Source organism: Terrihabitans soli, assembly GCF_014191545.1.
GTDB classification, from domain to species: domain Bacteria; phylum Pseudomonadota; class Alphaproteobacteria; order Rhizobiales; family Methylopilaceae; genus Flaviflagellibacter; species Flaviflagellibacter soli.
Genome location: NZ_AP023361.1, coordinates 2,170,627 through 2,197,054, shown reverse-complemented (window position 1 = coordinate 2,197,054; position 26,428 = coordinate 2,170,627). Strand labels below are relative to the sequence as shown.

Genomic DNA, 26,428 nt, shown 5'->3' with positions numbered 1-26,428 from the left:
ATCCTGAGGAGGCGCGAAGCGCCGTCTCGAAGGATGGGCGACATATTCCGAATGCGTGGCCCATGGTTCGAGACGCGATGCTGCGCATCGCTCCTCACCATGAGGGGAGTGTGTGTCGCCACGCTCATCACCTCCCCAGATAAACTTCGATGACGCGCTCATCGGCCGAGACCTGATCGAGCGAGCCTTCGGCGAGAACCGAACCTTCGTGCAGGCAGGTGACCTTCACGCCGAGATCTTTGACGAACACCATGTCGTGCTCGACGACGATGACGGAGCGCGTCTTGGCGATCTCGCGCAGAAGATCGGCGGTGTCGGCGGTTTCCTGATCGGTCATGCCGGCGGCCGGTTCGTCGACGAGAAGAACGCGCGGTTCCTGCGCGAGCAGCATGCCGATCTCGAGCCATTGTTTCTGGCCGTGGCTGAGTTCGGACGCCTTGCGCTTGCGGTGATCCTTCAGCCGGATGCGCTCGAGCAAAGCATCGATCCGCTCTTTCTCCAACGGCGTGCGGCGCGAGAAGAGGGTGGGGAAGCTTTTGCGGTCGGCTTTCAGCGACAGCAGGATATTGTCTTCGACCGAGTGCATTTCGAACACGGTCGGCGTCTGGAATTTGCGGCCGATGCCGAGCTGGGCGATGGCGGCTTCATCGAGCGCCGTCAGATCATGCGTTCCGGCAAAGAGCGCGGTGCCCTGATTGGGGCGCGTCTTGCCGGTGATGACGTCCATCATCGTCGTCTTGCCGGCGCCGTTCGGGCCGATGATGGCGCGCATCTCCGCTTCGTCGATCGACAGCGACAGCGAGTTCAGGGCGCGGAAGCCGTCGAAAGAGACGGTGATGTCGTCGAGATAAAGCAGCGTCGGGGTGAGGGTGGGGACGGTGCCGGAGTGGACGAGCTGGTTCATGTGTCTTACTCCGCCGCGCTCGGCACGCCGTTCGGCACCGAGCCGTCGGAACGGAAGCGGCGCTGCGCCTTTTCCCATCCCGTCGACAACGTGCCGAGAATGCCTTTGGGCAGGAACAGAGTGACGAAGACGAAGAGGCCGCCGAGGGCAAAGAGCCACAGATCCGGCAGTGCGCCTGTGAACCAGGTTTTTCCGGCGTTGACGACGAGCGCGCCGAGCGCCGCGCCGACCAGAGTGCCGCGTCCGCCGACAGCGACCCAGATCACCATTTCGATGGAGTTGGCGGGCGCAAACTCCGACGGGTTGATGATGCCGACCTGCGGCGTATAGAGCGCCCCGGCAATGCCGGCGATCACCGCCGACAGCACGAAGACGACGAGTTTATAGTTCTCGACGCGGTAGCCGATGAAGCGCGTGCGGCTTTCCGCATCGCGGATCGCGACCAGAACCTTGCCGAATTTCGAGGTGACGATCCAGCGGCAGAGGATATAGCCGCCGGCCAGCGCCATCGCCGACAGGAAGAACAGAACGGCGCGTGTTTCGGCCGCCTGAATGTTGAAACCGACAATGTCCTTGAAATCGGTGAAGCCGTTATTGCCGCCAAGGCCCATATCGTTGCGGAAGAAGGCCAGCATCAGCGCAAACACCATGGCCTGCGTGATGATCGACAGATAAACGCCGGTGACGCGCGAGCGGAAGGCGAACCAGCCGAAGACGAAAGCCAGGATCGCCGGCACGAGGATCACCATGATCATGGCGAACCAGAACATATCGAAGCCGTACCAGAACCAGGGCAGTTCCTTATAGTTCAGGAACACCATGAAATCCGGCAGGATCGGATCGGCATAGACGCCGCGCGTGCCGATCTGGCGCATGAGGTACATACCCATGGCATAGCCGCCGAGCGCGAAGAACGCGCCGTGCCCGAGCGACAGGATGCCGGCATAGCCCCAGATAAGATCGATCGAGATCGCCAGCAGCGCAAAGCAGAGATATTTGCCGAGCAGCGGCACGAGATAGTCCGGCACATGGAAGAAATTGTCGGCCGGGACGAAGAGATTGAGGGCAGGGATCAGCAGCCCCGCCGTGATCACCATGCCGAGAAACACCCAGCCGGCGCGGTCGATATGACGGAGGATCATGAGCAAACCTCCGCGCCCGTTATGAAGCGCTGCGCGCTCCCTCTCCCCGCTGGCGGGGAGAGGGGTGGGGTGAGGGGGAATTGTGAGAGCCAGCGCGAATGCCGCTGCCCCTCACCCGGCACTTACGTGCCGACCTCTCCCCGTTCACGGGGAGAGGTGAAGGAGAATGCCTCATCATGCTTCCACCGCCCGGCCCTTGAGCGCAAACAGGCCGCGCGGACGCTTCTGGATGAACAGGATGATGGCGACGAGCAGAAGGATTTTTCCGAGCACGGCGCCCGCATAAGGTTCGAGGAATTTATTGGCGATGCCGAGCGTCATGGCGCCGACAAGCGTGCCCCAGAGATTGCCGACGCCCCCGAACACGACGACCATGAAACTGTCGATGATGTAGCCTTGGCCGAGATTGGGCGAGACGTTGTCGATCTGGCTGAGCGCGACGCCGGCCATGCCGGCAACGCCCGAGCCGAGGCCGAAGGTCATGGCGTCGATCCAGTCAGTGCGGATGCCCATGGCGGCGGCCATGCGGCGGTTCTGCGTGACGGCGCGGACCTGCAGGCCGAGCGCCGTCTTTTTCAGAACGAGCAGCAGCGCGAAGAAGACGAGCAGCGCGAAGATGACGATGGCGATGCGGTTATAGGTGAGGGACAGACCGCCGAGATCGAGCGAGCCGGAGAGCCAGCTCGGCGCGCCGACTTCGCGATTGGTCGGGCCGAAGATCGAGCGGATCGCCTGAATGAGGATCAGCGAAATGCCCCAGGTGGCGAGCAGGGTTTCGAGCGGGCGGCCGTAGAGGAAGCGGATGACGCTGCGCTCGATGGCGATGCCGACAGCGCCCGACACAAGGAAGGCCATCGGAATGGCGATCAGCAGCGAATAGTCGAAAAGGCCGGGCGCCGAGGTGCGGATGACATCCTGCACGACGAAAGTGACATAAGCGCCGATCATCACCATTTCGCCATGCGCCATGTTGATGACGCCCATCTGGCCGAAGGTGATGGCAAGGCCGACGGCGGCGAGCAGCAGCACCGAGCCGAGCGAAATGCCGTAGACGATGTTCTGACCGGCGGCCCAGGCGGCCTGCTTGATTTCGATATCGGAGAGCGCATCGGCCGCGGCGGTCTTCACGGCTTCGGGAATGTCCGCGGGGAGGGAGCGCAGAAGTGCGGCCGCATCGCCGTCGCCGCGACCGGCGATCGTATTGATGGCCTTGATCTTGTCCGCTTCGGACGCACCGGCAAAGGTGACGATGATCGCGGCGCGCGCCTGTTCGAGCGCTTCCTTCACGCCGTTGTTCGTTTCCTTGGCGAGCGCGGTATCGACGGCGGCGAGGGCGGTCGCGTCACGCGATTTGAAGACGGCGTTGGCCGCCGAGCGGCGCTTGGCCGGATCGTCGGAGAGAATATCGAGCGAGCCGGCGGCGGCGGCGACCAGAGTGCGCAGCCTGTTGTTGAGACGCACAGTTTTGAGGCCCGCGGGTTCCGCAGCAACTTCCGCCGCCGTCTTGGCGTCGATGAGTTTACCCGCGGCGTCGCGGTAATAGACGGTCTTCGTCGCCGGATCGAAGAACAGTTTGCCGCCGGCAAGGGCCGTGACGATCGCCGCGCTGTTTGATGCGCCGGACTTGCCGATGGCGTCGATGGCGCTGGCGGTGTCGTTGAAACTGTCGGTGGCGAAGAGCGCCAGAGCGTCATCGACCGGATCGGCATGCGCCGCGGAAAGCGGTGCGAAAATGAGAAATCCAAGACAGAGGGCCAGCGCGAGCCGACGGTAATAAGCGAATGTCATAGCCCCAGCGCGCCTATAGGTCCTTGGTTGAAAAGGGGGAGGCGGCCCGCACGCCGCCTCCCCGGTACTTGGCGTCAGTTCGCTTGGGAGGTTACGAGGCCTGACCGCCACACTTCTTCGTCTTGGTGTTGTAGTTACCGCACTTGAGCGTGACCCAGTCGGAGTCGAGATCCTTCGAACCTTCGAGAAAGTCGGTCCAGGCGTCGCCCGGGACGAGACCGTCGGTCTTCCAGACGATGTCGAACTGGCCGTCATCCTTGATCTCGCCGATGAGCACCGGCTTGGTGATGTGATGGTTCGGCAGAACCTTCGAGATGCCGCCCGTCAGGTTCGGCACTTCGATGCCCGGCAGAGTGTCGATGACCTTGTCGACATCGACCGTGCCGGCCTTCTCGACGGCCTTAACCCAGGCGTTGAAGCCGATGACGGTGGCTTCCATCGGGTCGTTCGTCACGCGCTTCGGGTTCTTCGTGAACGCCTGCCACTTCTTGATGAACTCGGCGTTCGCCGGGTCTTCAACGGACTGGAAGTAGTTCCAGGCGGCCAGATGGCCGAGCAGCGGCTTGGTGTCGATGCCGGCGAGTTCTTCTTCGCCGACCGAGAACGCGACGACCGGGATGTCGGTGGCCTTCACGCCCTGCGAGCCGAGTTCCTTATAGAAGGGAACGTTGGCGTCGCCGTTGATGGTCGACACGACGGCGGTCTTCTTGCCGGCCGAGCCGAACTTTTTGATGTCGGAGACGATCGTCTGCCAGTCGGAGTGACCGAACGGCGTGTAGTTGATCATGATGTCTTCCGCAGCGACGCCCTTGGACTTCAGATAAGCCTCAAGGATCTTGTTCGTCGTGCGCGGATAGACGTAGTCGGTGCCGGCGAGGACCCAGCGCTTCACTTCGCCGCCGTCCTTCGACATCAGGTAATCGACGGCCGGAATGGCCTGCTGGTTCGGAGCGGCACCCGTGTAGAACACGTTGCGCTCGGATTCTTCACCCTCGTACTGCACGGGGTAGAAGAGAATGGAGTTGAGCTCCTTGAAAACCGGGAGCACGGATTTGCGCGACACCGAGGTCCAGCAGCCGAACACGACCGAGACCTTGTTCTGCGCGATGAGTTCCTTCGCCTTTTCGGCGAACAGCGGCCAGTTGGAGGCCGGATCGACGACGACGGCTTCGAGCTTCTTGCCGAGAACGCCGCCCTTCTTGTTCTGCTCATCGATCATGAACAGAACCGTGTCTTTCAGCGTGGTTTCCGAAATCGCCATCGTGCCGGACAGCGAGTGCAGCACGCCAACCTTGATCGTTTCCTCGGCCTGCGCGGCGGAAATTCCGCCGGCGACCAGGGCCGTCGCTGCGAGCAAGCTCGCCGAGCGGGCCATATTTGCAAAGATATTCATTAAGCCTCTCCGTTCTGTCCTAGGCCGGCTGCGGACAGCCCCCTACGGCGGGAAAGGTCAGCAAGCCGCGTGCCATGGGCGGGACGCCTTGATTCCCTTGGCCGAAAACAGACTCCTTCCCGTTGTGCGGAAAAGTTTTGCGATCTAGGGACGATTAACTTCTGAGCAATAAACGGCTTCTGCTCAAGAAATGAGCAAAAACAAGGCGGTGCGGCGCGCCGTCTACGTATCATCTACGCATTCAAGTACTTGGAGCGTTGTCGTGAAGAAGTGAACGGTTTTGAATTCCTCCAATACATGCCGTGTACTTACGTGATTGGAATTATTCCAATTCAAAACATGCGAAGTTCATTTGACTTCATTTCTACTATGGGGTTTTCCCTGCATCGACTGCGGGGACAGAACGCCGGATTCGGCGCGCCGCGCAGCCGATTTGAGCCGCGCGCGGCAACGGAGACCCTCAATGAATTTCTTTCGCACGATGATTTCGGCGGCCGCCCTGACGGCCGCTCTGGCTGCGCCGTCCTTGGCCGCCACCAAGCCCGAGGCTGTGGTTGCGACCTATGCCGATGTGGCCGAGGCCATCTACACGGACAGCCTCAACACCGCGAAGAAGCTGCAGACCGCCATCGACGCCTTCCTCGCCAAGCCGACGGAAGACACGCTGAAGGCCGCCCGCACTGCCTGGAAGGCGGCGCGCGTTCCCTATCAGCAGAGCGAGGGCTACCGCTTCGGCAATGCCGCCGTCGACGATTGGGAAGGCCGCGTCAACGCCTGGCCGCTCGATGAAGGCCTCATCGACTATGTCGACAAATCCTATGGCGACTCGTCGGACGAGAATCCGGCCTATGTGGCGAACGTCATCGCCAACAAGGAAATCCAGGTCGGCAAGGACAAGGTCGACGCCTCGAAGATCAATGTCGAGCTGATCGACAGCCTGCAGGAAGCCGGCGGCGTCGAATCGAACGTTGCGATCGGCTATCACGCTATCGAATTTCTGCTTTGGGGCCAGGATCTCAACGGCACCGACAAGGGCGCCGGCGACCGCAAGGCCAGCGATTACGACACGGCCAACTGCACCAACGGCAATTGCGACCGCCGCCGCGACTATCTGAAGGCCGCGACCGATCTTCTGGTGAAAGACCTCGAAGATATGTCCGCGTCCTGGGGCAAGGACGGCGAAGCGCGTAAGGACGTCACCGGCAAGGAGGCCAATGAAGGCCTTGCGACGATCCTCACCGGCATCGGCTCGCTCTCTTACGGCGAACTCGCCGGCGAGCGCATCAAGCTCGGCCTCATCCTGCACGATCCGGAAGAGGAGCATGACTGCTTCTCGGACAACACCCACAACTCGCATTTCTACGACGAGCAGGGGATGATCGCGATCTACAAAGGCAGCTATAAAGCCACCGACGGCAAAGTGACGGAAGGCGCGAGCCTTGCCGCCTATGCCAAGGAAAAGGCGCCGAAGGAGGCTGCGGCCGTCGAGGCGGCTTTTGCCAAGGCCGACGCCGCGCTGACCACGCTGAAGAAGCGTGCCGACAGCGGCAAGGAGGCCTATGACCAGATGATCGGCGAGGGCAATGCGGAAGGTAACAAAGTGGTTCAGGACGTGGTGGATGGCCTTGTCGGCCAGGCCCGCGCCGTTGAAGCGCTCGTTGCCGCGCTCGGCCTCAAGATCGAAATCGAAGGTTCGGACAGCCTGGACAATCCGTCCGCGGTCAAGTGAGCCTTTGAACATGTGGACGCGGCGCGCCTTTCTGGGCTCGCTCGGAGCGGCGGGGGCCTTGGCCCTCGCCGATTCCGTTTCGAAAGCCCGCGCCGCGATTGCTTTACCCGAAGCGCCGCCGGTCTCCGGCGGCGTTTTGCGTGAATTCGAGCTTCTCGCCGCCGAACACAAAGGCGGGGTGATCGGCAAAGCCGCAAAGGACGCCGGCTTCTGGCTCTACAACAACGAGCTGTTTCCGATCGTCCGCGTCAAGCGTGGCGATACGGTGCGCGCCCATCTGAAAAATCGTCTGTCCGAACACACGAGTATTCACTGGCACGGCATCCGCGTGCCGAACCGTATGGACGGGGTGCAATATGTCACCCAGCCTCCGGTGAAGCCCGGTGAGGACTTCACTTACGAATTTACGCCGCCGGACACGGGTACGTTTTTCTTCCATTCGCATTGCAACGGTGTCAGCCAGATCGGCCGCGGCCTTGCGGGCATCCTGCTCGTCGAGGGCGATGAACCCAAAACGTTCGACGATGAATATGTGCTGGCACTGAAGGACTGGCGCCTCGCCGAGAACGGCGCGTTTCTGCCGTTCTATACCGAGGAGGGAGCAGGGCGCGCCGGAAGCTTCGGGACGGTGCGCACCGTCAACGGCCAGGAGAGTTTTGCGCAGACCGTTCCCGCGGGAAAAGATATCCGCGTGCGCGTTCTAAATCTCGATCCGACGCGCATGATCGATCTCGGCGTCGAGGGCGCCGATGCGTTTGTGATCGCGACCGACGGCAATCCCATCGAGCCGTTCCCGCTGCACACCTGGCGCATGGGCGCCGCGATGCGTGTCGATCTCCAAATCCGCACGCCCGAGGCGGGCAAAAGCTTCACCGTGCGCGATTACTTCTCATCGAAGCCCTGGGCGCTTGCGAATTTCACGGCGCAAGGTGGAGGCGCCCCGTCATCTGATTTCGTGCCGCGGCCTCTCTATGCGCCGCATATCCCGAAACCCGATCTCGCCGATGCCGAGCGCATCACCTTTCGCTTCAGTGCCGCGGCAGGTGCCGCCGCCTCGATCGACACCGGCATCCCCGCGGATAATCCCCTGGCCAAAGAGCTGATGGACAGTCTCTGCACCGGCCAGCGCGGCTTCTGGGCGATCAACAAGGCGCAATGGCCGACGGGCGGGCATCAAAAATTGCCGCCGCCGCTGGCGCTTCTCCAGGACGGACGTACCTACATTTTCGAGTTGATGAACGGCACGCCCCATCCGCACCCGATCCATCTGCACGGCCACACCTTCGAGGTTGTGTCCGCCTCGCGGCAGGACCTGCCGCGCTTTCTGGCCGATACCGTGGTCGTCCAGCCCAAGGAACGTATTGAAATTGCTTTCGTTGCGGCCAAAGGCGACTGGATGTTCCACTGCCATATCCTGGAGCACCAGGAAAACGGTATGATGGGCTGGCTCAGGGTTGCGTAATGAAACGGCTGTTCCTTGCCACAGCAGCGGTACTCATCGCATCCGGCGCGTTTGCCGCCGGGGGCGATCTGTCGCGCGCCATCGGCAAGGCACTCTTTGAGCGCGCCTGGGTTCCCGCGCCGTCTTCGACGCTGGCGAATGACGGGCTCGGCCCGCTGTTCAATGCGCGCGCCTGTTCGGCCTGCCATGTCGGGCTCGATCGTTCGCCGTCGGCAAAGGACGAGAAGGGCGAGTTCACCCATCAGGGCATGGTGCTGAAACTCAGCGACGCGCAGGGCGCGGGCGACCCGGTCTATGGATTGCAATTGCAGACCTCGGCGGCGCCCGGCTTTGTGCCGGAAGGGCGTCTCGTCGCCAGCCTTGCGCAAGATCTGAATGCGGGTCCGTTGGCGCCGTCAACGCGCAGCGGCATTCGTTCGGCGCCCGCTTTGCGCGGGCTCGGGCGTCTCACGGAGGTTCCGGACGAAGCGATCCTCGCCAAAGCCGATCCCGACGATAAAGACGGCGACGGCATTTCCGGCCGCGTGAATTGGATCACGGATAAGAACGGCGAGAAACGTCTCGGCCGCTTCGGCCTCAAGGCCTCCGGCGCAAATCTCATCGAGCAGAGCGAGGTGGCCTTCTCGCTCGATCTTGGAATGTCGTCGAAACTTCTGACGGCGCGGGAAGGGGACTGCCTTACCGATATCTGCCGCAACGCGCCGCATGGCGGCACGGTGGACGATCCGGAAATCCGCCACGACCTTGTCGCCATGATCGCCGATTATCTTTCCGCGGTGCCGCCGCCCGCGCCGGTATCGACCGATCCGAAAGGTGCCCGACTGTTTGCCTCGACCGGCTGCGCCTCCTGCCACACGCCGTCTCTTCCCGTCATGAACGGCACGATCGCCCCGCATACCGATCTTCTGCTGCACGATCTCGGCGCGGAACTCGACGGCGGGGCGACCGAGCCCGGCGTTGCCGCAACCGAATGGCGCACCGCGCCGTTATGGGGATTGTCGCGGGCGCTTTCCGCCAAGGCGGGGCTTCTGCATGACGGCAGGGCCGCGAGTGTTGCCGATGCGGTCGCCCTGCACGGCGGCGAAGGGGCGCAGGCCCGCTCGCGTTTTGGTGAACTGCCGCCTGAGGACCAGGCGGCGCTTTTGCGCTATGTCGAAGGCCTCTGATGTCCCGCCTGCTTGCCCCCCTTTTCTTCCTCCTCTCCCTGACGCCGCTTGCGGCGCAGGAAAACATCACCGTGCGCACCAATGTGGACTATCCCGCAGTGGCGCTGCGCGTGATCGAGGAATTTGCCGAGCCGCGTTACGCGGCGCTTTTGACGCGTGCGCAAGCGCAGCGCGAAGCCTGGACGACATTCTGCGCGGCCGATCCGAGCGAGGACAATTTCAATCAGCTGACGCTGCAATTCGTCGAAGCGGTGAACGCCTGGTCGGGCGTCGAGATTTTGCGCTACGGCCCGGTGTCCGAGGATTTCCGCTATGAGCGCATCGCCTATTGGCCCGAGCGGAAAAACGATGTGCAGCGCGGGCTGCAGAAGCTGTTATCGGAAAACGATGTGCTGACGCCCGAAGGCATGCGCGCCAAGAGCGTTGCCGTGCAGGGGCTGTCGGCGCTGGAGCGTCTTCTCTACGACAACGACAACCGCGCTTCGCTGCTGGCAAAGGGCGCCGGCGGCAAACGCCGCTGCGCGGCTGGCCTTGCCATCGCCGGCAATCTCGAAAACATCGCCAAGGATATCGTCGGCGCCTGGCCGGCGGTGAAAGAGCAGATGAAGGTCGCGGGCTCGACAATTCCGCGCGAGGCGGTGACGCGCTTTGCGACCGATCTTCTGACCATCTATCAGGTCACCGGCGATCTGAAGCTCGATGCCCCGATGGGCAAAACGCCGGCGGAATCCAAACCGAAATCGGCGCAATGGTGGCGCAGCGGTCTGTCGAGCCAGACGCTGGCGCTCAATCTTCAGTCCGCCGCCGATCTGTCCTGGATCATTCTCGGTCCCGGCGATGAAGGCACGAATGTCGTTGCCGTGATCGAGACCGCGCAGCGCCTGGCCGACAATCTGCCTCTGCCTTTGTCGGAAATGGTGACGGATCAAGTGCAGCGCCGGAACATCTTTCTTTTACGCGATGCGGTGCGCGGCGCCCGCGATCTGTCGGGCACTTATGTGCCGCCCGCGCTCGGCATCACGCTCGGCTTCAACAGCCTGGATGGCGATTGATGCGGATCGACCGGCGGAGTTTCCTTCTCGCGCTCGCCGGCTCATTCGTCGCGCCGGCTTTCGCGTCCGCGGCCGATGAGCGTCTTTATGTGTCGAGCTGCACGGACGCCAAGGGCGTCAACCGCGTTGCGGTGTTCTCGGCCGAGGGCGGCGTCATGTTCTCGACGGCGCTGCCGGACCGCGGCCACGACATTACGCTCAGCCCGGCCTCGAACGATCTCGTCGTCTTCGCCCGCCGTCCCGGCGATTGGGCGGCGGTGGTCGATCGGTCCTCGGGCAATGTGCGCACTCTGATCCGCAGTCCGGAAGGCCGTCATTTCTACGGCCATGGCATCTATTCGCGCGACGGCCGGCTGCTGTACGCGACCGAAAACGACATCGCCAACGGAAAAGGCGTGCTCGGCGTCTACGATGTGGGCGCGGGCTATAGCCGCGTCGGCGAACAGCCGACGCACGGCATCGGACCTCATGACTTGGCCTTCGTGCCGGGCAGCGAGTTTTTGCTCATCGCCAATGGCGGCATCCGCACCGATCCGGCCAACGGCCGCGAGATCATGAACGCCGGCAGGATGGAGCCGTCGCTGGCGCTCATTGATCCGCGCACCGGCGAGGTGAAGAACAAGACGGAGTTCGGAAAAGAGCTCAGCGGGCTTTCCATCCGCCATCTCGCTATGGCGCCGGACGGCGAGGCGGCCTTCGCCTGCCAGTTCGAGGGCGAGGACATGCCGCAGCTTGTCGGTCTCATTTCGAAAGACGGGCGCGCCCGCATGCTCGAAATGCCGGACGAGGATCTGGCGCGGCTCGACAATTATGTCGGCTCGGTTGCGCTCGACGGAGGAGGGCGCCTCATCGCCGCGACCTCGCCGCGCGGCGGCATGGCGGCGTTCTGGGATCGCGAGACGGAAAAATATCTCGGCCTTGCGCCGCTGCCCGATGTCTGCGGCGTGGCGGCGGCGCCGGAAAGCGGCGTCTTCCTTGTGACCTCCGGCAATGCCGGGATGCGGCTGGCGACAGCCGAGAGCCATGATCTCGCCCGCGTCTCGGGCTCCGATCTCGATTCTTATATGTGGGACAACCACGCCGAAATTCTGCGCTCTTAAAGGAGCGGTCAGTCCTTCAGCATATGGGCGCGGATGTTTTCGAGCCGCGCCAGACGCTCGGTCGTCGAGCCGCCTTCGAGTTCCGTCACGCGTGCGATCATCGCTTCCGTCAGCGCAAAGAGGGCCGACAGCGAGTCCCAGGCGCCGGCGCTTTCCGTCGGCGCAACAAAGGTCATCGCCGCATAGCGGCTTGCCGGCGCGGCGCGGCTGTCGGTGAAGAGAATGACCGTCGCGCCCTGCTGCGCGGCGATCTCGCAAAAGCGCACCACGTCCGGCGCATAGCGGCGGATATCGTAGGCGATGACCACCGAGCGCCGGTCGACGTCGATCAGGCGGTCCGGCCAGGTCGCGGAAATCGAGCCGACTTCTTCAATCGCCCCGCGGACGATTTCGAGATGGCGCACGAGATAGCGCGACAGCGACTGCGTAAAGCGTCCGCCGATGGCGAGCGCCGGGCGTTTCCTATCGGCGAGCGCCTGGGCGGCGGCTTCAAAATCCTCGCGCACGATCAAAGAGAAGGCGGCGCGCACATTGTCGGCGATGTGCTGGCCGAACCCCGACAGCCAGTCTTCTTCGGCGCCCGGAATTTCGCGCGACACCCAGCGGCCGAGCGGGGATGAGCGCTCCTGCGAGATTTCCGATCTGAGATGTTCCTGAAGTTCGCGATAGCCGGCAAAGCCGAGCTTGCCGGCAAGCCTCAGCACGGTCTGCGCGCTGACGCCCGACGCATCGGCGAGGCGCGCCAGGGGTTCGAGCCCGGCGACAGGGTAATGATCGCGCAGATAGAGCGCCGCGCGCCGCTCCTGGGTTGTGAGCGTGCTCAGAACGCTTTGGATCCGCTCGGAAATCGGTCCTTCCGGGGGCGCGGTGCGCTCATCGATGGTCTGCATTGGTCGGTCTCAACTAGCGGTTTCCGCTTATTAACTTGTGGAGCGTTACTTCCAAGTTGACACATTATAGCGTTCTCTGGAACGATCATTCCACGCCGCATCCGGGCTTCGAGCCGGACCTGCGGGGAGGACCGGGTTTCATGGCCGGGGGCTCATGGAATGTCTGGTCCTAAAACAAGGGAACAGACAGCCATGGCTAAAAATGCAAAAGCCGCTACCGCCGCAGCCGGCGGTACGGGCGTGACGTATGAGACTGTGGGGGACAGCTATTTCGCGCAACGCGGCCTTGTCCGCTATGCGGGCGTCGCCTCGCTCTGGGCGCTCGGTGTGGGCGCGGTCATCTCCGGCCATTTCTCCGGCTGGAACTTCGGCTTCGGAACGGGCGGGTGGGGCGGCGTTCTCGTCGCCGGCATCATCATCGCCATCATGTATCTCGGCCTGACCTTCTCGATCGCCGAGATGTCGGCCGCGCTGCCGCACACGGGTGCGGCCTACTCATTCGCCCGCACGGCCATGGGCCCGTGGGGCGGCTTCCTCACAGGCCTTTGTGAGAACGTCGAATATGTCATTACGCCGGCGGTCGTCGTCACCTTCATCACCGCCTATGTAAACTCGATCTTCGGACTGGATCCTGTTTATTCGCCGGTAGTCTGGGTGGTCTTCTATCTGATCTTCCTCGGCCTCAACGTGTTCGGCCTCGAGCTCTCCTTCAAGGTCACGATGATCGTGACGCTGATCTCGCTTGCCGTGCTCGTCTTCTTCTGGGTCTCGGCCATTCCTTATATGGACTTCTCGCGCTGGGCCCTGAACATCGGCGTCGGCCCGGACGGTGCTGCGGTCGAGCTTCCGGAAGGCGGCGGTCCGCTCTTCCCGTTCGGCATTGAGGGCGTTCTCAAAACGCTGCCCTTCGCCGTGTGGCTCTTCCTTGCCATCGAACAGCTGCCGCTGGCGGCGGAAGAATCGGTCGATCCCAAGCGCGATATGCCCAAGGGCATCGTGCTCGGCATGTTCACGCTGATCGTTTCGGCCTTCATGATCGTCCTGCTCAACCCGTCCGTCGCCAATGTCGGCGCGTTCAAGCTCGGCACCTCGCTCGAGCCTCTGCTCGACGGCTTCCGGGCGATCTACGGCGATAGCGGCGTTGTGGTTCTCGGCATCGTGGCTCTGACGGGCCTCATCGCCAGCTTCCACACCATCCTCTATGCGCAGGGCCGGCAGATCTATTCGCTGTCGCGTGCGGGCTATTTCCCGCGCGGCCTCTCCGTTACGCACAAGCAGTTCAAGACGCCGCATATCGCCATGATCGTCGGTTCGATCGTCGGTCTTGCGGTCATGTTCGCGATCTGGTTCGCACTCGGCGCGACCGAGGGCGGTGCGCTCATTGGCAGCGTGCTGCTGAACATGGCGGTCTGCGGTGCGATGCTCTCCTACATCGCGCAGGGCATCTCCTACATCCTGCTGCGCAAGAATGCCCCGCATATCGAGAGGCCCTATAAGAGCCCGCTCGGTATTCTGGGCGCGGTGCTGACGATCCTGATCGCGATCGTCACGCTCTATTACCAGGTCCAGGATCCCAACTTCACCAAAGGCGTGATGTGGGTTCTTGTCTGGTTTGCAGTGGCGATCGTGTACTTCGCGGCGGTGGGACGCAACAAACTCGTCCTGTCTCCGGAAGAGGAGTTTGCGCTCTCCCGTGGCACGGCGGATTACAAGTCGCACTAAAAGCGTGCCACTCTTGGCGGCCGGACGCCCCCTCGTCCGGCCGCCTTTTCCGTTCAGGAGCAAGTAATGAAAGCCCGCGATGTAAAAACCGCCGCTGACGCGAAGAAGATCGTCGAAGAGCGGGGCCTCGATTTCGTGAAGGTGGGCGTCATCGATGTCGACGGCATCATGCGCGGCAAATACATGGCCAAGTCGAAATTCTTCTCCTCGCTGGAGAACGGCTTCGGCTTCTGCGACGTCGTGCTGGGCTGGGACTCAAACGACCAGCAATACGACAACATCACCTATACCGGCTGGCACACGGCCTTTCCGGATGCGCCCGTCCGCGTCCTGCCCGACACCTGCCGCGACGTGCCGATGGAAGACAATATGGTCTTCTTCCTCGGCGAGTTTACCGACAAGGCCGAGGCCATCTGCCCGCGCGGCACGCTGCGCCGCGTCCTGAAGAAGGCCGCCGATATGGGCTTCGGCGTCGTCTCGTCCGCCGAATTCGAATTCTTCGTCTTCGAGGAAACGCCGCATTCGGTGCGCGAGAAGAACTACACGAACCTCAGAAACATCACGCCGGGCTTTTACGGCTATTCGACCATCCGCTCGTCGGTACATGCCGACTTCTATAAAGAGCTGCTCGATCTCGGCCGCGTCATGGATTTCCCGATCGAGGGTCTGCACACCGAAACCGGCCCGGGCGTTCTGGAAGCCGCCATCGAATACACCTCGGCGCTTGAATCCGCCGACCGCGCCGCGCTGTTCAAGACCTTCACCAAAATCCTCTGTCAGAACCGCGGCTGGATGGCGACCTTCATGGCCAAATGGTCGAAGGACTGGCCCGGCCAGTCCGGCCATCTGCATATGTCGCTGACCAAAGACGAAAAGCCCGCTTTCCACGATGCGAGCAAGCCCAACGGCATTTCCGACACCATGCGCTGGTTCATCGGCGGGCAGCAGAAACTGATGCCGGAATTCCTGGCGATGGTGTCGCTGACGGTCAATTCTTACACGCGCCTCATCCCCGGTTTCTGGGCGCCGACCGACGCCACATGGGGCGTGGAAAACCGCACCTGCGCGCTGCGTGTCATACCCGGTTCACCCAAGAGCCAGAGGGTGGAATACCGGGTGGCAGCCGCCGACATTAATCCCTATATCGCCTTTGCCGCGGCCATCGGTTCGGGGCTCTGGGGTATCGAAAACAAGATCGAGCCGGAGCCTGCAATTGTCGGCAATTCCTATGCGCAGGAGCACAAGCCGGAACTGGCTTTGCCGCGGACGCTGTGGGAGGCGGCGCAAAAGTTGAAGGCGTCGGCTCCGGCCCGCGCGCTTTTCGGCGACGACTTTGTCGACCATTTCGCGGCCACCCGCGAATGGGAGGAAAGGGAGTTCCGGCGTGCCATCACCGATTGGGAGATGGCGCGGTATTTCGAGATTATCTGAGTTTCGCTGCTTTCATTGAAGAGAGCGGTCATCCCGAAAGCGCAAGCTTTCGGGCGCAAAAGCAACAAGGAACGAGAGTGTTTTGATGAGCGAGATTGTCTGTATATCGCCCGTGGACGGACGCGAGGTCGCGCGCCGCAAGACCGCGAGCCCCGCCGAGATCGAGGCTGCGCTGAAAGCCGCGCGCAAGGCGCAAGCCGATTGGCGCAAGGTCTCGATCGCCGAGCGTTCGGCGTTTGCGCTGAAATTCATGGACGCGCTGCTGAGCCTCAATCAGGAAGTCGTGCCGGAACTGGCTTTGCAGATGGGCCGCCCGGTGCGCTATGGCGGCGAGTTCCGCCCGGTCGAAGAGCGTGTCCGCACCATGATCGCGCTTGCGGAGGAATCCCTCGCCGACATCGTCCCCGCGCCGAAAGACGGCTTCAAGCGCTTCATCCGCCGCGATCCGCTCGGCGTCGTGCTCGTCGTTGCGCCTTGGAACTATCCTTTCCTCACCGCCGTCAACACCATCGTCCCGGCCATCATCGCCGGTAACGCCGTTCTCCTGAAGCACGCCTCGCAGACGATCCTTGCCGGCGAGCGTTTCCAGCAGGCGATGGACAAGGCCGGCGCGCCGAAGGGCCTCTTCCAGAATCTCGTTCTGTCGCATGACGACACCTCGAAGATCCTGTCCTCGGGCTCGGTGGATCATGTGAACTTCACCGGCTCGGTCGAAGGCGGCAAAGCCATCGAGCGCGCGGCGGCCGGAACCTTCACGAGCGTCGGCCTCGAACTCGGCGGCAAGGACCCGGCCTATGTCCGTGCGGACGCGAAATTCGATCACGCGGTCGAAAACCTTGTCGACGGCGCCTTCTACAATTCCGGTCAGTGCTGCTGCGGCATCGAGCGCATTTATGTGCACGAGAGCCTCTACGACAAATTCGTCGATCAATATGTCGACCTGACCTCGAAATATGTGCTCGGCAATCCGCTCGACGAAGCGACGACGCTCGGCCCGATGGCGCATACGCGCTTTGCCGATACCGTGCGCGCCCAGACCAAGGAAGCGATTGCGAAGGGCGCCAAAGCCCATCTCGATCCGAAAGCCTTCCCGGCCGACAAGGACGGCACGCCCTATCTCGCGCCGCAGGTTCTGACCAATGTCGATCACTCGATGAAGGTCATGGTCGAGGAAAGCTTCGGCCCGGTCGTCGGCATCATGAAAGTGAAGTCCGACGAAGAGGCGATCAAGCTGATGAATGACAGCCCCTACGGGCTGACGGCCTCGCTCTGGACGACGGACGGCAAGAAGGCCGAGGAACTCGGCCAGCAGATCGAGACCGGCACGGTCTTCCAGAACCGCTGCGACTATCTCGATCCCTCGCTCGCCTGGACCGGCGTCAAGGACACCGGCCGCGGCGCCTCTCTTTCCGAACTCGGCTACGGCATGTTGACCCGTCCGAAAAGCTTCCACCTGCGGACGGTCTAATGATGGAACGTACATGCATTTCGCAGCCGCTGCTTTCTCCCTCTCCCCGCGGGCGGGGAGAGGGTCGGGATGAGGGGGTGTCACGTTCCATCCTTTGCCCCTCACCCGGCACTGGCGTGCCGACCTCTCCCCGTAAACGGGGAGAGGTGAAGTCGGCTCCCAACACTTCTGAACAAGAGTTTATTCGATGACGACTGTATTGACTGGCGCCTGGAATTATCCGACGCGCGTTCTCACCGGCCCCGGCCGCATTTCCGAACTCGCTTCCGCCTGCGCGACCGCCGGCATCAAGCGGCCGCTGATCGTCACCGATAAGGGTCTTGCCGATCAGCCCATGGTCGCCAATGCCCAGAAGCTGCTGAAGGCGGCGGGGCTGACGGACAATGTCTTCTCCGATGTGAAGGGCAATCCGACCGAGGCCAATCTCGATGCGGGCCTTGCCGTCTACAAAGCCGGCAAGCATGACGGCGTCATCGCTTTCGGCGGCGGTTCGGCGCTCGATGTCGGCAAGCTCGTTGCCTTCATGGCCGGGCAGACGCGCCCGGTATGGGATTTCGAAGATATCGGCGATTGGTACACCCGCGCCGATGCCTCAAAGATCGCGCCGATCGTCGCCGTGCCGACCACGGCCGGCACGGGTTCGGAAGTCGGCCGCGCCGCGGTGCTGACGAATGAGAAGACGCATGAGAAGAAAATCATCTTCCATCCGCTTCTTCTGCCGAAAATCGTCATCGCCGATCCGGAGCTGTCGGTCGGCCTGCCGCCTTTCCTGACTTCGGGCACCGGGTTCGATGCGCTCGCGCATTGTCTCGAAGCCTATTCCGCTCCGGGCTTCCATCCGATGGCGGACGGCATCGCGCTGGAAGGCACGCGCCTCATCGCCGAATATCTGCCGCGCGCCTACAAGGACGGCAAAGACATCGAAGCCCGGTCGCGCATGCTGGCGGCAGCAAGCATGGGCGCCGCCGCCTTCCAGAAGGGCCTCGGCGCGGTGCATTCCGTCTCGCATCCGGTCGGCGCGTTCTTCGATACGCATCACGGCCTGACGAACGGCGTCATGCTGCCTTATGTGCTGGCGTTCAACCGCCGTGCCATCGAAGACAAAATGGGCCTTCTCGCCCGCGTGCTCGATCTGAAAAAGCCGGGCTTTGACGGCGTGATGGACTGGCTGCTCGCTTTCCGCAAAGAGCTCGGCGTGCCGCACACTCTGGCTGAACTCGGCGTCACCGAAGACAAGGTTCCGGAACTGGCCGAACATGCCGAGCGCGATCCGTCGACCGGCGGCAATCCCGTCGCGATGAAAGCGAAAGATTTCGAAGTTCTCATCCGCGCTGCGATCCGCGGGGATCTCGGAGCGAAATCGTGACACGCGCTCCGCGTCTGCTGGTGCTCGAGGGCAATACGCCCAAAGCGCGCGCGCGGCAGGCGCAGTTCACCGGCCAGACCTATAGCGAAGCCTATTCCGACGTGCTGCGTTCCATCGCGCCGGAGGCAGTCGTGGACATCTGTTTTCCGACGGATGACGGCGCCAATATCCCGGATGCCGGCGGCATTGCCGGCTATGACGGCGTTGCGATGACGGGCTCCTCGCTCAATCTCTACAAGGCGGAGACGGAGAGTCTTCGCCAGGTTGAGCTGATGCGCTCTGTGTTCGAGACGGGCGTGCCGATCTTCGGCTCCTGCTGGGGATTGCAGGTCGGCTCGGTTGCGGCCGGCGGCACGGTGGTGAAATCGAAGAACGGCCGCGAGATCGGTCTCGCGCGCAAGATCGTCCTGACGGAGGAGGGCCGCAGCCACGGCCTTCATGCCGGCAAGGGACCGAGCTATGACGCGCCCGCCGTCCATACGGACGAAGTCGGCGAAAAGCCGAAGGGCATGGTGGTGACGGCCACCAATGCCCATTCCGAAGTGCAGGCCGCCGAAATTCGCCACGGCAAGAGCACGTTCTGGGGCGTGCAATATCATCCGGAGTTTACGCTGGATGATATGGCCGGAGTGTTTGAGCGCTATGGCCAGGTTCTGGTCGATGAAGGCCCGTTCCGCGATATGGACGAACTCAAGGCCCATACGGAAGATCTGAAAGCGCTGCAGAAAGATCCGTCGCGCCGCGATATCGCGTTCCGCCTCGGCTATGACGCGGATGTTCTGGAGCCGACCCGCCGCCTCGCCGAAATCCGCAACTGGATCGAAAAACTCGTTCTGCCTTTCATGAGCAGGAGGGGCAGGGGCTAACGGCGCGGGAGCGCGCAATGTCCAATGAGGCGCTTGTCATTCAGTTTCTGCAATGGATCGGTGATGAGCCGCGCTCTTACCGGGAAACGCAGGACGCGTGGCGCACCTCATGCCCGCGCCTCGACATCTGGGAAGAAGCGCTGCGCCGCGGCCTGATCGAGCGCCTGCCCGCAAAGAGCCTTTCGGAAGCTGCCATTGCCGTCACGCCGCAAGGCCGTGCGCTGTTGAACGGCGGGGCAACGTAACGGGCGTCTTGAAGGATAGGCGTTAAACTATGAGCTTGCCGCCCATGGTTCGAGACGCGAGACTTTGTCTCGCTCCTCACCATGAGGTTTTCATGGATGCTTGGCTGTATATCCTGCGCTGTGCCGACGGCAGCTATTATACTGGAACCTGCCGTGCAGGGCTTGAGGCGCGTATATCGCAGCACAACGCCGGCCATTTCGGCGGTTACACCGCAAAGCGTCTTCCCGTGGTTCTCGTTTTCTCACAGCCATTCCAGTCAATCACGGACGCAATTGCAGCCGAGCGGCAGGTGAAGGGTTGGACCCGCGCGAAGAAAGAGGCGCTGATCGCGGGAAGTTTCGATCTTTTGCCTGAGCTTGCGCGCCGGAGAACGCTATTTCCCTCTCAGGCCTCATCCTGAGGAGGCGCGCAGCGCCGTCTCGAAGGATGGGTCACAAACTCCGAACTCGTCGCCCATGGTTCGAGACGCAATGCTTCGCATTGCTCCTCACCATGAGGGTGTTGTTTGACGGCGGTTACCAAATCACCGCCTCTCCTCTGCAAGACGCCTGCGCGAGAGCCTTATTCACGAAGGCTCGGCATGCGTACATGGCCGAAGGAAGGATGACGATGCCCGCGTGCAAGACCGAGAGGCAGGAGCGATTTGCGCTTTTTCTGTCCAGAGGATTGAGCCAGATCGATGCGTATGAAGCGGCGGGTTACCGCCGGTGCGGTAAAGCGGCCTCGCGAGCCGCACGAAGGCCGGGTGTCGCCGCCCGCGTCAGAGAATTGCGGCACCGCGCCGCCAGCCGGACCCATGTCACGCTTGCCTCGCTGATCGAGAAAGCCGAGGCCGCGCGCGTGCTGGCGATGCAGAACAATCAGCCGGGCGCTGCCATCCTGGCAATCAAAGAAATCGGCATTCTCACGGGACTTCGCGTCGAAAAGCGCGACAGCAGCATTCGCACCGTAGAACAGATGAGCGACGACGAGCTGATAAGGATCGCCCGGGGCGAGACCTCACACTGAGCGTGGCCTCATCCTGAGGAGGCGCGCAGCGCCGTCTCGAAGGATCGGCTTCAAACTCTGAGCCTGCCGCCCATGGTTCGAGACGCGATGCTTCGCATCGCTCCTCACCATGAGGCAAAATAAAAGGCCGCCCGAGCTGTGCTCTCGGGCGGCCTAACCGAAGCCGGGGATGTGATGGAGGTGGCTCCGGAAACCCTGATCAGTTCGCGAGACTCTTAATTTGCGAGACTGGCGATCTGGACGTCCTGGCGCAGTCTTTCTTCCGCCGCGAGCGCGTCGGCATAGGCGTTCCAGGCGAAGCGGCAGCAGTTCTGCGCGGCCAGAAGATTCGACGTCACCTTGTCGAGATCGAGCAGCGCCTGTTCGCTCTGCGCAAAACGCGGCGCGATATTCTTGGATTCGCCCGTCTCGTCGAAGCTCGACAGCGCCATGGTCAGCTGCTGGCCGCTCTGCGCGACATCCGCTTCGATGCGCAGCAGCGCGTCGAACGCTTCGCTGCGCTTTCCTTCGGCGATGGCCAGCTGCTGCAGCGTCTGTTCGACGACCTTGGCGCTGGTGCGCCATTCGCGCGTGCGGCGTTCAAGATCGTCGCGAATTTCGGAAAGAGCCATGCGCAGCGAGGGCTTGGCCGCAATCGCCGCTTCCGCCGAGGCGCGGTGCAGGATCTCATAGAGCGGAACCTGGGTTTCGGTCTGCGCGTCGTAGGACGCGGGCGCCGGATAATTGGCGAAATGGTCCGGCTGGACTTCGGCAAGGTTGGTCATCACTTCCCCCTATATGTGGGGACAAAGATGCACATACATCCTTGGTATGTTCAACTTCCGGCTATAAGTAGGCTTAATTTCCCGGGTCTAAATTCCTTTATAGGTCAGAGTGTTAAAGCGTGCAGGCGGGTTGAAGACGCGGAATTTCAAGGGGAGCGGTGGTTAATCGGCGGATTTAACCCGGAGGCGTTAAAGCGCTGCCGTTAACGCCGGGAGGTTAAACGCAGGCCTTCGGCACGCTGTGCTGCTTCAGCATCCGGCCCATTCCCGGCTGCGCCGGGGCAGCCTGCGCTACTGCGCAAAATGGCGGCAGGCGCCGGACGCACTACGTCAATCGACGTATACGCCGGGACGGGTGCAGGTCCCCACAATGAGAACCGACAGGTTCAACCCGGGGGACGGCCATGATCCACGGCGATATTTCGAGCAGCAAGGACACCGTCGGCGTGGCGGTCGTCAACTACAAGATGCCGCGTCTTCATACCAAGGAAGACGTGCTGAAGAACTGCAAGCAGATCGCCGACATGCTGGTCGGCATGAAGGCCGGCCTGCCGGGCATGGATCTTGTGATCTTCCCCGAATATTCAACGCACGGGATCATGTATGACAGCGCCGAGATGTACGCGAACGCGGCCGCGGTGCCCGGTTTCGAGACCGAGATCTTCGCCGAGGCCTGCCGCAAGGCCAAGGTCTGGGGTGTGTTCTCGCTGACCGGCGAGCGGCACGAGGAGCACCCGAACAAGGCGCCGTACAACACGCTGATCCTGATGAACGACAAGGGCGAGATCGTTCAGAAATACCGCAAGATCATGCCCTGGGTGCCGATCGAGGGCTGGTATCCCGGCAACTGCACCTATGTCAGCGACGGACCGAAAGGGCTGAAGATCAGCCTGATCATCTGCGACGACGGCAATTACCCGGAGATCTGGCGCGACTGCGCGATGAAGGGCGCCGAGCTGATCATCCGCTGCCAGGGCTATATGTACCCGGCCAAGGAACAGCAGATCCTGATCTCGAAGGCCATGGCCTTTGCCAACAACACCTATGTGGCCGTCGCCAACGCCAGCGGCTTCGACGGCGTCTACTCCTATTTCGGCCATTCGGCGTTGATCGGTTTCGATGGCCGCACGCTCGGCGAATGCGGCGAGGAGGAGATGGGCGTGCAGTACGCGGCGCTCTCGAAAAGCCTGATCCGCGACTTCCGCAAGAACGGCCAGAGCGAGAACCACCTCTTCAAGCTGCTGCACCGCGGTTATACCGGCATGATCAACTCCCGCGAGGGCGATCAGGGCGTCGCAGCCTGTCCCTACGAATTCTACGGCAAATGGATCAACGATCCCGAGGGCACACGCAAAGCCGTCGAGGCGTTCACGCGCGATACCGTGGGCACCGACGAGGCGCCGATCGAAGGCATCCCCAACAAGAGCACAGTCCACGCCTGATCTTATCTCTCCGGTTTCCCCATGAACGCGAACATGTCTGTGAACATCTCGGCGAACATGGACGACTACCGGATCGCGTCCGAACCCTATTACGAAGAGAGCGGCGAGGAATGCGCGCTGTTCGAGGCGGCCTTCGCACAAAAGCTGCCGGTGCTGCTGAAGGGCCCGACCGGTTGCGGCAAGACGCGCTTTGTCGAGCATATGGCGTGGAAGCTGAAGCGCCCGCTGGTGACCGTGGTGTGCAATGACGACACCAGCGCCGCCGATCTGACGGGCCGCTGGCTGCTCGACGAGAAGGGCACGACCTGGCAGGACGGCCCACTGACCCGCGCCGCACGCACCGGCGCCATCTGCTACCTCGATGAACTCGTGGAGGCACGCGCCGACACCGCGGTGGTGATCCACCCGCTGACCGATACAAGGCGCCTCCTGCCGCTCGACAAGCACAACGAGCTCCTGCGCGCCCATCCCGATTTCCTGCTCGTGGTCTCCTACAACCCGGCCGACCGCGGCGATCACAAACAGCTGAAAACCTCGACGCGGCAGCGCTTCTGCGCGCTCGCCTTCGACTATCCGGACACCGAAAGAGAGACCGCCATTGTCGTGCGCGAATCCGGCATCGATCCCGAAATGGCGGCGCGCCTTGTGGCGCTCGGCGTCAGGACGCGGCGGCTGCAGGGCCATGGCCTTGATGAGGGCGCCTCGACACGCATGCTGGTCCATGCCGGCGCGCTGATCGGGCAGGGCGTTGCGCCGGCCGACGCCTGCCGCATGGCGATCGCGGTGCCGCTGTCGGACGATCCCGAAATCACCGCAGCCTTGCTCTCAACCGTCGACGCGTCGTTCTGAGATGGGAGACGCGTCTCCGCAGAACTGGGACCGCACGCGGTCGCGCCTCTCCCCTTATCTGCGCAGCCTGTGGAACATCGCACCGGTTCTGCTGCAGACCCCGGCGGTCAACGCGCCGCCGCGCACCTTCCTGTCGCCGCTCGGCATGCACCTGCCCAATCTCAGCGCGCAGCCGCACGGGCAAGATTGGTATGAGGCCGCCGCCGCCCATGCTGCGGCGCATCTCGTCTTCTCCAATCATCGTTTCGATGTCTCCGGCTTGTCGCCGATCACGCAGGCGCTGCTCGGCCTGTTCGAGGACGCGCGTATCGAATATCTGGCGGCGCGCGAACTGCCGGGCCTGCGCCGCTTATGGCTGCGCTTTCACGAGACGCCCGATCTGCCCGAGCCGACTTTCGAAGGCCTGATGCAGCGCCTCGCGCACGCACTGCTCGATCCTTCGTACAAGGATCCGCACCCCTGGGTGCAGAAAGGCGTGCGCCTGTTCTTTCTGGACGAGGCCGGCGAGGTACTGGCGCTGCGCCAGCCCGACGAGCTGCGCCATGCCGCATCGCTGCTCGGCAACGATATCGGCCAGAGCCGGATGCAGTTCAATCCGCGCGCCTATGCCGTCGTGCCGGCCTATCGCGACGACAACAGCTTTCTGTGGGAGGCGAACGACAAACAGCCCGAAGCTCCGATGGACGTCGAGGCCGCTTATGACGATGCGGCTGCGTTCGCGCCGCCTCCGCCACAAGAGATGCCGATTGATGACGCCGCGACGGAAGCCGTGGTGAAGCGCTATCGCGAATGGGACCGTCTGGTGCCGGCCTACCGGCCGGATTGGTGCGCGGTGAATGATCGCCCAGCAATGCGCGCCGGTGTGAAGGTCGACGACGCAGCTGAACACGCCGACCTCTTGCAGCGTTTGCATGATGCGGTGCGCCTGGATGTTCCCGCCCCGCATCGCGTGCGTCTCAAGCGCCAACCGGACGGCGATGAGTTCGACCTCGACGCGCTGATCGAGGCCGTGACCGACCGGCGTCTCGGCCATGCCGCCGACCCGCGCATCCATCAGCGCCTCAGCACCAGCAGGACAGCGCCGTCGACTCTGCTGCTGCTCGACACCTCAGCCTCGACCGCCAAGGCAGCTGATGGCGGACGCAGCGTGCTGGCGCTGACGCGCCTGTCCGCTCTCTTGTGCGGCATGGCGCTGGAGCGTGCCGGGCGTCGGCACGCGATCCACGCCTTCAGTTCGGACGGACGGCACGCCGTGCACTATGAGCGCGTGAAACATTTCGATCAGGCGATGGATGAAGCAAGTGTCGGGCGTTTGATGGGGCTGCAGAGCCGTTTTTCGACCCGTCTTGGCGCGGCACTGCGCCATGCGACGCTTCTTCTGTCGGCGCAGCCCGGCCCGCGCCGCCTCGTGCTGATCACCGACGGCGAACCGCACGATGTGGACGTGCACGACCCGAAATATCTGATCGAGGACGCACGCCAGGCCGTGCGCGAAGGCGCGCGTCGCGATGTGGCGATGTTCTGCATAAACCTGAGCCGGGCCGCCGAAAAACAGGCGCGCACCATCTTCGGCCGTCCTGCCGTGCATACGCTGAGCGATCTTGAGGCTTTACCGGTGGCGCTGACGCGAGCGGCGTTGAGGGGGAGGTGATGGGTTGGAGAGGCGCGGCGGGTGATTGATCGGAGGATTTATCCCGGGAAGAGGTTAAAAGCGCTGGCGTAAGCGATTGGATAAACTCGCGGTTCGGGAGAAGCTCAGAATAAGTTTGAGAAGTTGAGCCGATTGTCACCCGCCTCGGTTGATCGGTTGCAATCGTGGTCTTAGGCTTCTCGATAAAAGAGGGAAGCATGCCACCTGGAGATATCATCAAACTGTCTGCCAATACTCGGCTTCGCCTAACGTTTGATGCGGAAATGCGTCTCGATAAGAAGGGTGAGATATATAACGAGGAGCGATATCGGCGATATCTTGAGACTTCTAACGTCGCTGATCAGCGACAGAATGCGATGCTCCGTTCGGTTATATTCGCCGATGGCCTGCTGATCCTGGTTGTTTTCGGAGCATCGTTCAAACTTCCAATGGTCGATGTTGCGATTCTCAACATACCTGCCGCCCGCGAAATTCTGACCTGGTGGGCTTCTATAGCTTTCTTCTTCACATGTATCGCGTTCATCAACACGCAATCCTATTCTGCAATTTTGGATGTTTTTTATCAGCGGACCGCGAAGAAGATTGATACCGACCCTGATTTCATTGGTGATTCCGAGAAGCATTTCGATTTCCTCATCAAACTGTATCGTAAGAAGTATAACATATGGGGGCCAGATGTATTGACGCCGAGTAGAGGTTTTGTCGCTTATGGCAAGACGGTTGTTGCTCTAGCGATGTTGGCTTTCTTGAGCATCCCAGCGGCACATTTAGCAATCGTCACAATGTCGCTAATTGCTAGTTATCGAGCGATTGAGTCGACTCTTTTGCTGGGAGCCTACGTTTTTTTTATTCTTGTTTTGAACATCGCGGCCATTTTCATGGTTGCAACCATGAATACCGATTTCCAATTTGAGATCGATCTTTCTGATCCGGAAGATGCGCCGGCAATTCCCCAAGGCGTTCCACCCGCCCCCCTGCCTTCCCCTTAG

At 62.2% G+C, this 26,428-nt stretch carries 23 protein-coding genes; 17 read left to right on the top strand and 6 right to left on the bottom strand.

Annotation, left to right across the window (positions count from 1 at the left end):
• Positions 1-127: 127 nt before the first annotated feature.
• From urtD to urtA, 4 genes are all read right to left on the bottom strand, one after another.
• Positions 128-904: an urea ABC transporter ATP-binding protein UrtD gene (urtD, locus tag IZ6_RS11315; RefSeq protein WP_222875159.1), complete on the bottom strand. Its 777-nt coding sequence runs from the start codon at positions 902-904 to the stop codon at positions 128-130.
• A gap of 5 nt (positions 905-909) precedes the next feature.
• Positions 910-2,046 carry an urea ABC transporter permease subunit UrtC gene (gene urtC, locus IZ6_RS11310; protein WP_222875158.1) on the bottom strand — a complete coding sequence of 379 codons (1,137 nt, stop codon included), beginning with the start codon at positions 2,044-2,046 and terminating at the stop codon, positions 910-912.
• Between the two features lie 174 nt (positions 2,047-2,220).
• Positions 2,221-3,834: an urea ABC transporter permease subunit UrtB gene (urtB, locus tag IZ6_RS11305; protein ID WP_222875157.1), complete on the bottom strand. Its 1,614-nt coding sequence runs from the start codon at positions 3,832-3,834 to the stop codon at positions 2,221-2,223.
• 91 nt (positions 3,835-3,925) lie between these two features.
• The gene (urtA, locus tag IZ6_RS11300; RefSeq protein WP_222875156.1) at positions 3,926-5,227 is read right to left on the bottom strand and encodes an urea ABC transporter substrate-binding protein; all 1,302 of its coding nucleotides are present in this window, start codon (positions 5,225-5,227) and stop codon (positions 3,926-3,928) included.
• Between the two features lie 463 nt (positions 5,228-5,690).
• Here urtA and IZ6_RS11295 point away from each other — a divergent pair, with 463 nt between their 5' ends.
• From IZ6_RS11295 to IZ6_RS11275, 5 genes are read left to right on the top strand one after another with little or no spacing between them, the layout of a single operon-like run.
• On the top strand, positions 5,691-6,956 hold the full coding sequence (locus IZ6_RS11295) for an imelysin family protein (RefSeq protein WP_222875155.1): 1,266 nt from the start codon (positions 5,691-5,693) through the stop codon (positions 6,954-6,956).
• A gap of 10 nt (positions 6,957-6,966) precedes the next feature.
• Complete coding sequence (locus IZ6_RS11290) at positions 6,967-8,418, top strand: multicopper oxidase family protein (RefSeq protein ID WP_222875154.1); 1,452 nt, start codon at positions 6,967-6,969, stop codon at positions 8,416-8,418.
• Positions 8,418-9,584: a di-heme oxidoredictase family protein gene (locus IZ6_RS11285; protein WP_222875153.1), complete on the top strand. Its 1,167-nt coding sequence runs from the start codon at positions 8,418-8,420 to the stop codon at positions 9,582-9,584. Before IZ6_RS11290 ends, IZ6_RS11285 begins: the two co-directional genes overlap by 1 nt.
• Entirely contained in the window at positions 9,584-10,636 is a 1,053-nt protein-coding gene (locus IZ6_RS11280) for an imelysin family protein (protein WP_222875152.1), read from the top strand. Before IZ6_RS11285 ends, IZ6_RS11280 begins: the two co-directional genes overlap by 1 nt.
• Positions 10,636-11,736 (top strand): DUF1513 domain-containing protein, encoded by a 1,101-nt coding sequence (locus IZ6_RS11275; protein WP_222875151.1) that lies wholly within the window; start codon positions 10,636-10,638, stop codon positions 11,734-11,736. The genes IZ6_RS11280 and IZ6_RS11275 overlap by 1 nt, the downstream gene beginning before the upstream one ends.
• A gap of 8 nt (positions 11,737-11,744) precedes the next feature.
• Here IZ6_RS11275 and IZ6_RS11270 read toward each other — a convergent pair whose 3' ends face one another.
• Entirely contained in the window at positions 11,745-12,626 is an 882-nt protein-coding gene (locus IZ6_RS11270; RefSeq protein WP_222875150.1) for a MurR/RpiR family transcriptional regulator, read from the bottom strand.
• A 192-nt stretch (positions 12,627-12,818) separates the two neighbouring features.
• Between IZ6_RS11270 and IZ6_RS11265 the strand changes: the two genes are divergently transcribed.
• The 8 genes from IZ6_RS11265 (at position 12,819) to IZ6_RS11230 (ending at position 20,733) form a co-directional block, all read left to right on the top strand.
• Positions 12,819-14,348 carry an amino acid permease gene (locus IZ6_RS11265; protein WP_222875149.1) on the top strand — a complete coding sequence of 510 codons (1,530 nt, stop codon included), beginning with the start codon at positions 12,819-12,821 and terminating at the stop codon, positions 14,346-14,348.
• A gap of 66 nt (positions 14,349-14,414) precedes the next feature.
• The gene (locus IZ6_RS11260) at positions 14,415-15,779 is read left to right on the top strand and encodes a glutamine synthetase family protein (protein ID WP_222875148.1); all 1,365 of its coding nucleotides are present in this window, start codon (positions 14,415-14,417) and stop codon (positions 15,777-15,779) included.
• 85 nt (positions 15,780-15,864) lie between these two features.
• Positions 15,865-17,247 (top strand): aldehyde dehydrogenase family protein, encoded by a 1,383-nt coding sequence (locus tag IZ6_RS11255; protein ID WP_222875147.1) that lies wholly within the window; start codon positions 15,865-15,867, stop codon positions 17,245-17,247.
• Between the two features lie 187 nt (positions 17,248-17,434).
• A complete protein-coding gene (locus IZ6_RS11250; protein ID WP_222875146.1) occupies positions 17,435-18,613 on the top strand; it encodes an iron-containing alcohol dehydrogenase in 1,179 nt (392 codons plus the stop codon).
• Positions 18,610-19,479, top strand: coding sequence for a type 1 glutamine amidotransferase (locus tag IZ6_RS11245; protein ID WP_338054668.1), 870 nt, complete (start codon positions 18,610-18,612; stop codon positions 19,477-19,479). Before IZ6_RS11250 ends, IZ6_RS11245 begins: the two co-directional genes overlap by 4 nt.
• Positions 19,480-19,496: 17 nt before the next feature.
• On the top strand, positions 19,497-19,724 hold the full coding sequence (locus IZ6_RS11240) for a hypothetical protein (protein WP_222875145.1): 228 nt from the start codon (positions 19,497-19,499) through the stop codon (positions 19,722-19,724).
• Between the two features lie 92 nt (positions 19,725-19,816).
• Complete coding sequence (locus tag IZ6_RS11235; protein WP_222875144.1) at positions 19,817-20,125, top strand: GIY-YIG nuclease family protein; 309 nt, start codon at positions 19,817-19,819, stop codon at positions 20,123-20,125.
• A gap of 80 nt (positions 20,126-20,205) precedes the next feature.
• Complete coding sequence (locus tag IZ6_RS11230; protein ID WP_222875143.1) at positions 20,206-20,733, top strand: terminase small subunit; 528 nt, start codon at positions 20,206-20,208, stop codon at positions 20,731-20,733.
• A gap of 215 nt (positions 20,734-20,948) precedes the next feature.
• Here IZ6_RS11230 and IZ6_RS11225 read toward each other — a convergent pair whose 3' ends face one another.
• A complete protein-coding gene (locus IZ6_RS11225) occupies positions 20,949-21,497 on the bottom strand; it encodes a hypothetical protein (protein ID WP_222875142.1) in 549 nt (182 codons plus the stop codon).
• 404 nt (positions 21,498-21,901) lie between these two features.
• On the opposite strand from IZ6_RS11225, the gene IZ6_RS11220 reads away from it, so the two are divergent.
• The 4 genes from IZ6_RS11220 to IZ6_RS11205 all read left to right on the top strand — a co-directional run bounded on the left by IZ6_RS11220 (position 21,902) and on the right by IZ6_RS11205 (position 26,428).
• Entirely contained in the window at positions 21,902-22,939 is a 1,038-nt protein-coding gene (locus tag IZ6_RS11220; RefSeq protein WP_222875141.1) for an aliphatic amidase, read from the top strand.
• 33 nt (positions 22,940-22,972) lie between these two features.
• Entirely contained in the window at positions 22,973-23,788 is an 816-nt protein-coding gene (locus IZ6_RS11215) for a CbbQ/NirQ/NorQ/GpvN family protein (RefSeq protein ID WP_225873894.1), read from the top strand.
• Position 23,789: 1 nt separating this feature from the next.
• Positions 23,790-25,439, top strand: coding sequence for a nitric oxide reductase activation protein NorD (locus tag IZ6_RS11210; protein WP_222875139.1), 1,650 nt, complete (start codon positions 23,790-23,792; stop codon positions 25,437-25,439).
• Between the two features lie 263 nt (positions 25,440-25,702).
• On the top strand, positions 25,703-26,428 hold the full coding sequence (locus tag IZ6_RS11205; protein WP_222875138.1) for a hypothetical protein: 726 nt from the start codon (positions 25,703-25,705) through the stop codon (positions 26,426-26,428).

What these genes read in the sequence shown, in the direction of transcription:
- IZ6_RS11290 (WP_222875154.1), top strand. Translation starts at nt 6,967, where the DNA reads ATGTGGACGCGGCGCGCCTTTCTGGGCTCGCTCGGAGCGGCGGGGGCC.
- IZ6_RS11255 (WP_222875147.1), top strand. Translation starts at nt 15,865, where the DNA reads ATGAGCGAGATTGTCTGTATATCGCCCGTGGACGGACGCGAGGTCGCG.
- IZ6_RS11205 (WP_222875138.1), top strand. Translation starts at nt 25,703, where the DNA reads ATGCGTCTCGATAAGAAGGGTGAGATATATAACGAGGAGCGATATCGG.
- IZ6_RS11210 (WP_222875139.1), top strand. Translation starts at nt 23,790, where the DNA reads ATGGGAGACGCGTCTCCGCAGAACTGGGACCGCACGCGGTCGCGCCTC.
- IZ6_RS11215 (WP_225873894.1), top strand. Translation starts at nt 22,973, where the DNA reads ATGTCTGTGAACATCTCGGCGAACATGGACGACTACCGGATCGCGTCC.
- urtB (WP_222875157.1), bottom strand. Translation starts at nt 3,834, where the DNA reads ATGACATTCGCTTATTACCGTCGGCTCGCGCTGGCCCTCTGTCTTGGA.
- IZ6_RS11260 (WP_222875148.1), top strand. Translation starts at nt 14,415, where the DNA reads ATGAAAGCCCGCGATGTAAAAACCGCCGCTGACGCGAAGAAGATCGTC.
- IZ6_RS11250 (WP_222875146.1), top strand. Translation starts at nt 17,435, where the DNA reads ATGACGACTGTATTGACTGGCGCCTGGAATTATCCGACGCGCGTTCTC.
- IZ6_RS11285 (WP_222875153.1), top strand. Translation starts at nt 8,418, where the DNA reads ATGAAACGGCTGTTCCTTGCCACAGCAGCGGTACTCATCGCATCCGGC.
- urtA (WP_222875156.1), bottom strand. Translation starts at nt 5,227, where the DNA reads ATGAATATCTTTGCAAATATGGCCCGCTCGGCGAGCTTGCTCGCAGCG.
- IZ6_RS11225 (WP_222875142.1), bottom strand. Translation starts at nt 21,497, where the DNA reads ATGACCAACCTTGCCGAAGTCCAGCCGGACCATTTCGCCAATTATCCG.
- urtC (WP_222875158.1), bottom strand. Translation starts at nt 2,046, where the DNA reads ATGATCCTCCGTCATATCGACCGCGCCGGCTGGGTGTTTCTCGGCATG.
- IZ6_RS11240 (WP_222875145.1), top strand. Translation starts at nt 19,497, where the DNA reads ATGTCCAATGAGGCGCTTGTCATTCAGTTTCTGCAATGGATCGGTGAT.
- IZ6_RS11295 (WP_222875155.1), top strand. Translation starts at nt 5,691, where the DNA reads ATGAATTTCTTTCGCACGATGATTTCGGCGGCCGCCCTGACGGCCGCT.
- urtD (WP_222875159.1), bottom strand. Translation starts at nt 904, where the DNA reads ATGAACCAGCTCGTCCACTCCGGCACCGTCCCCACCCTCACCCCGACG.
- IZ6_RS11275 (WP_222875151.1), top strand. Translation starts at nt 10,636, where the DNA reads ATGCGGATCGACCGGCGGAGTTTCCTTCTCGCGCTCGCCGGCTCATTC.
- IZ6_RS11265 (WP_222875149.1), top strand. Translation starts at nt 12,819, where the DNA reads ATGGCTAAAAATGCAAAAGCCGCTACCGCCGCAGCCGGCGGTACGGGC.
- IZ6_RS11270 (WP_222875150.1), bottom strand. Translation starts at nt 12,626, where the DNA reads ATGCAGACCATCGATGAGCGCACCGCGCCCCCGGAAGGACCGATTTCC.
- IZ6_RS11235 (WP_222875144.1), top strand. Translation starts at nt 19,817, where the DNA reads ATGGATGCTTGGCTGTATATCCTGCGCTGTGCCGACGGCAGCTATTAT.
- IZ6_RS11280 (WP_222875152.1), top strand. Translation starts at nt 9,584, where the DNA reads ATGTCCCGCCTGCTTGCCCCCCTTTTCTTCCTCCTCTCCCTGACGCCG.
- IZ6_RS11220 (WP_222875141.1), top strand. Translation starts at nt 21,902, where the DNA reads ATGATCCACGGCGATATTTCGAGCAGCAAGGACACCGTCGGCGTGGCG.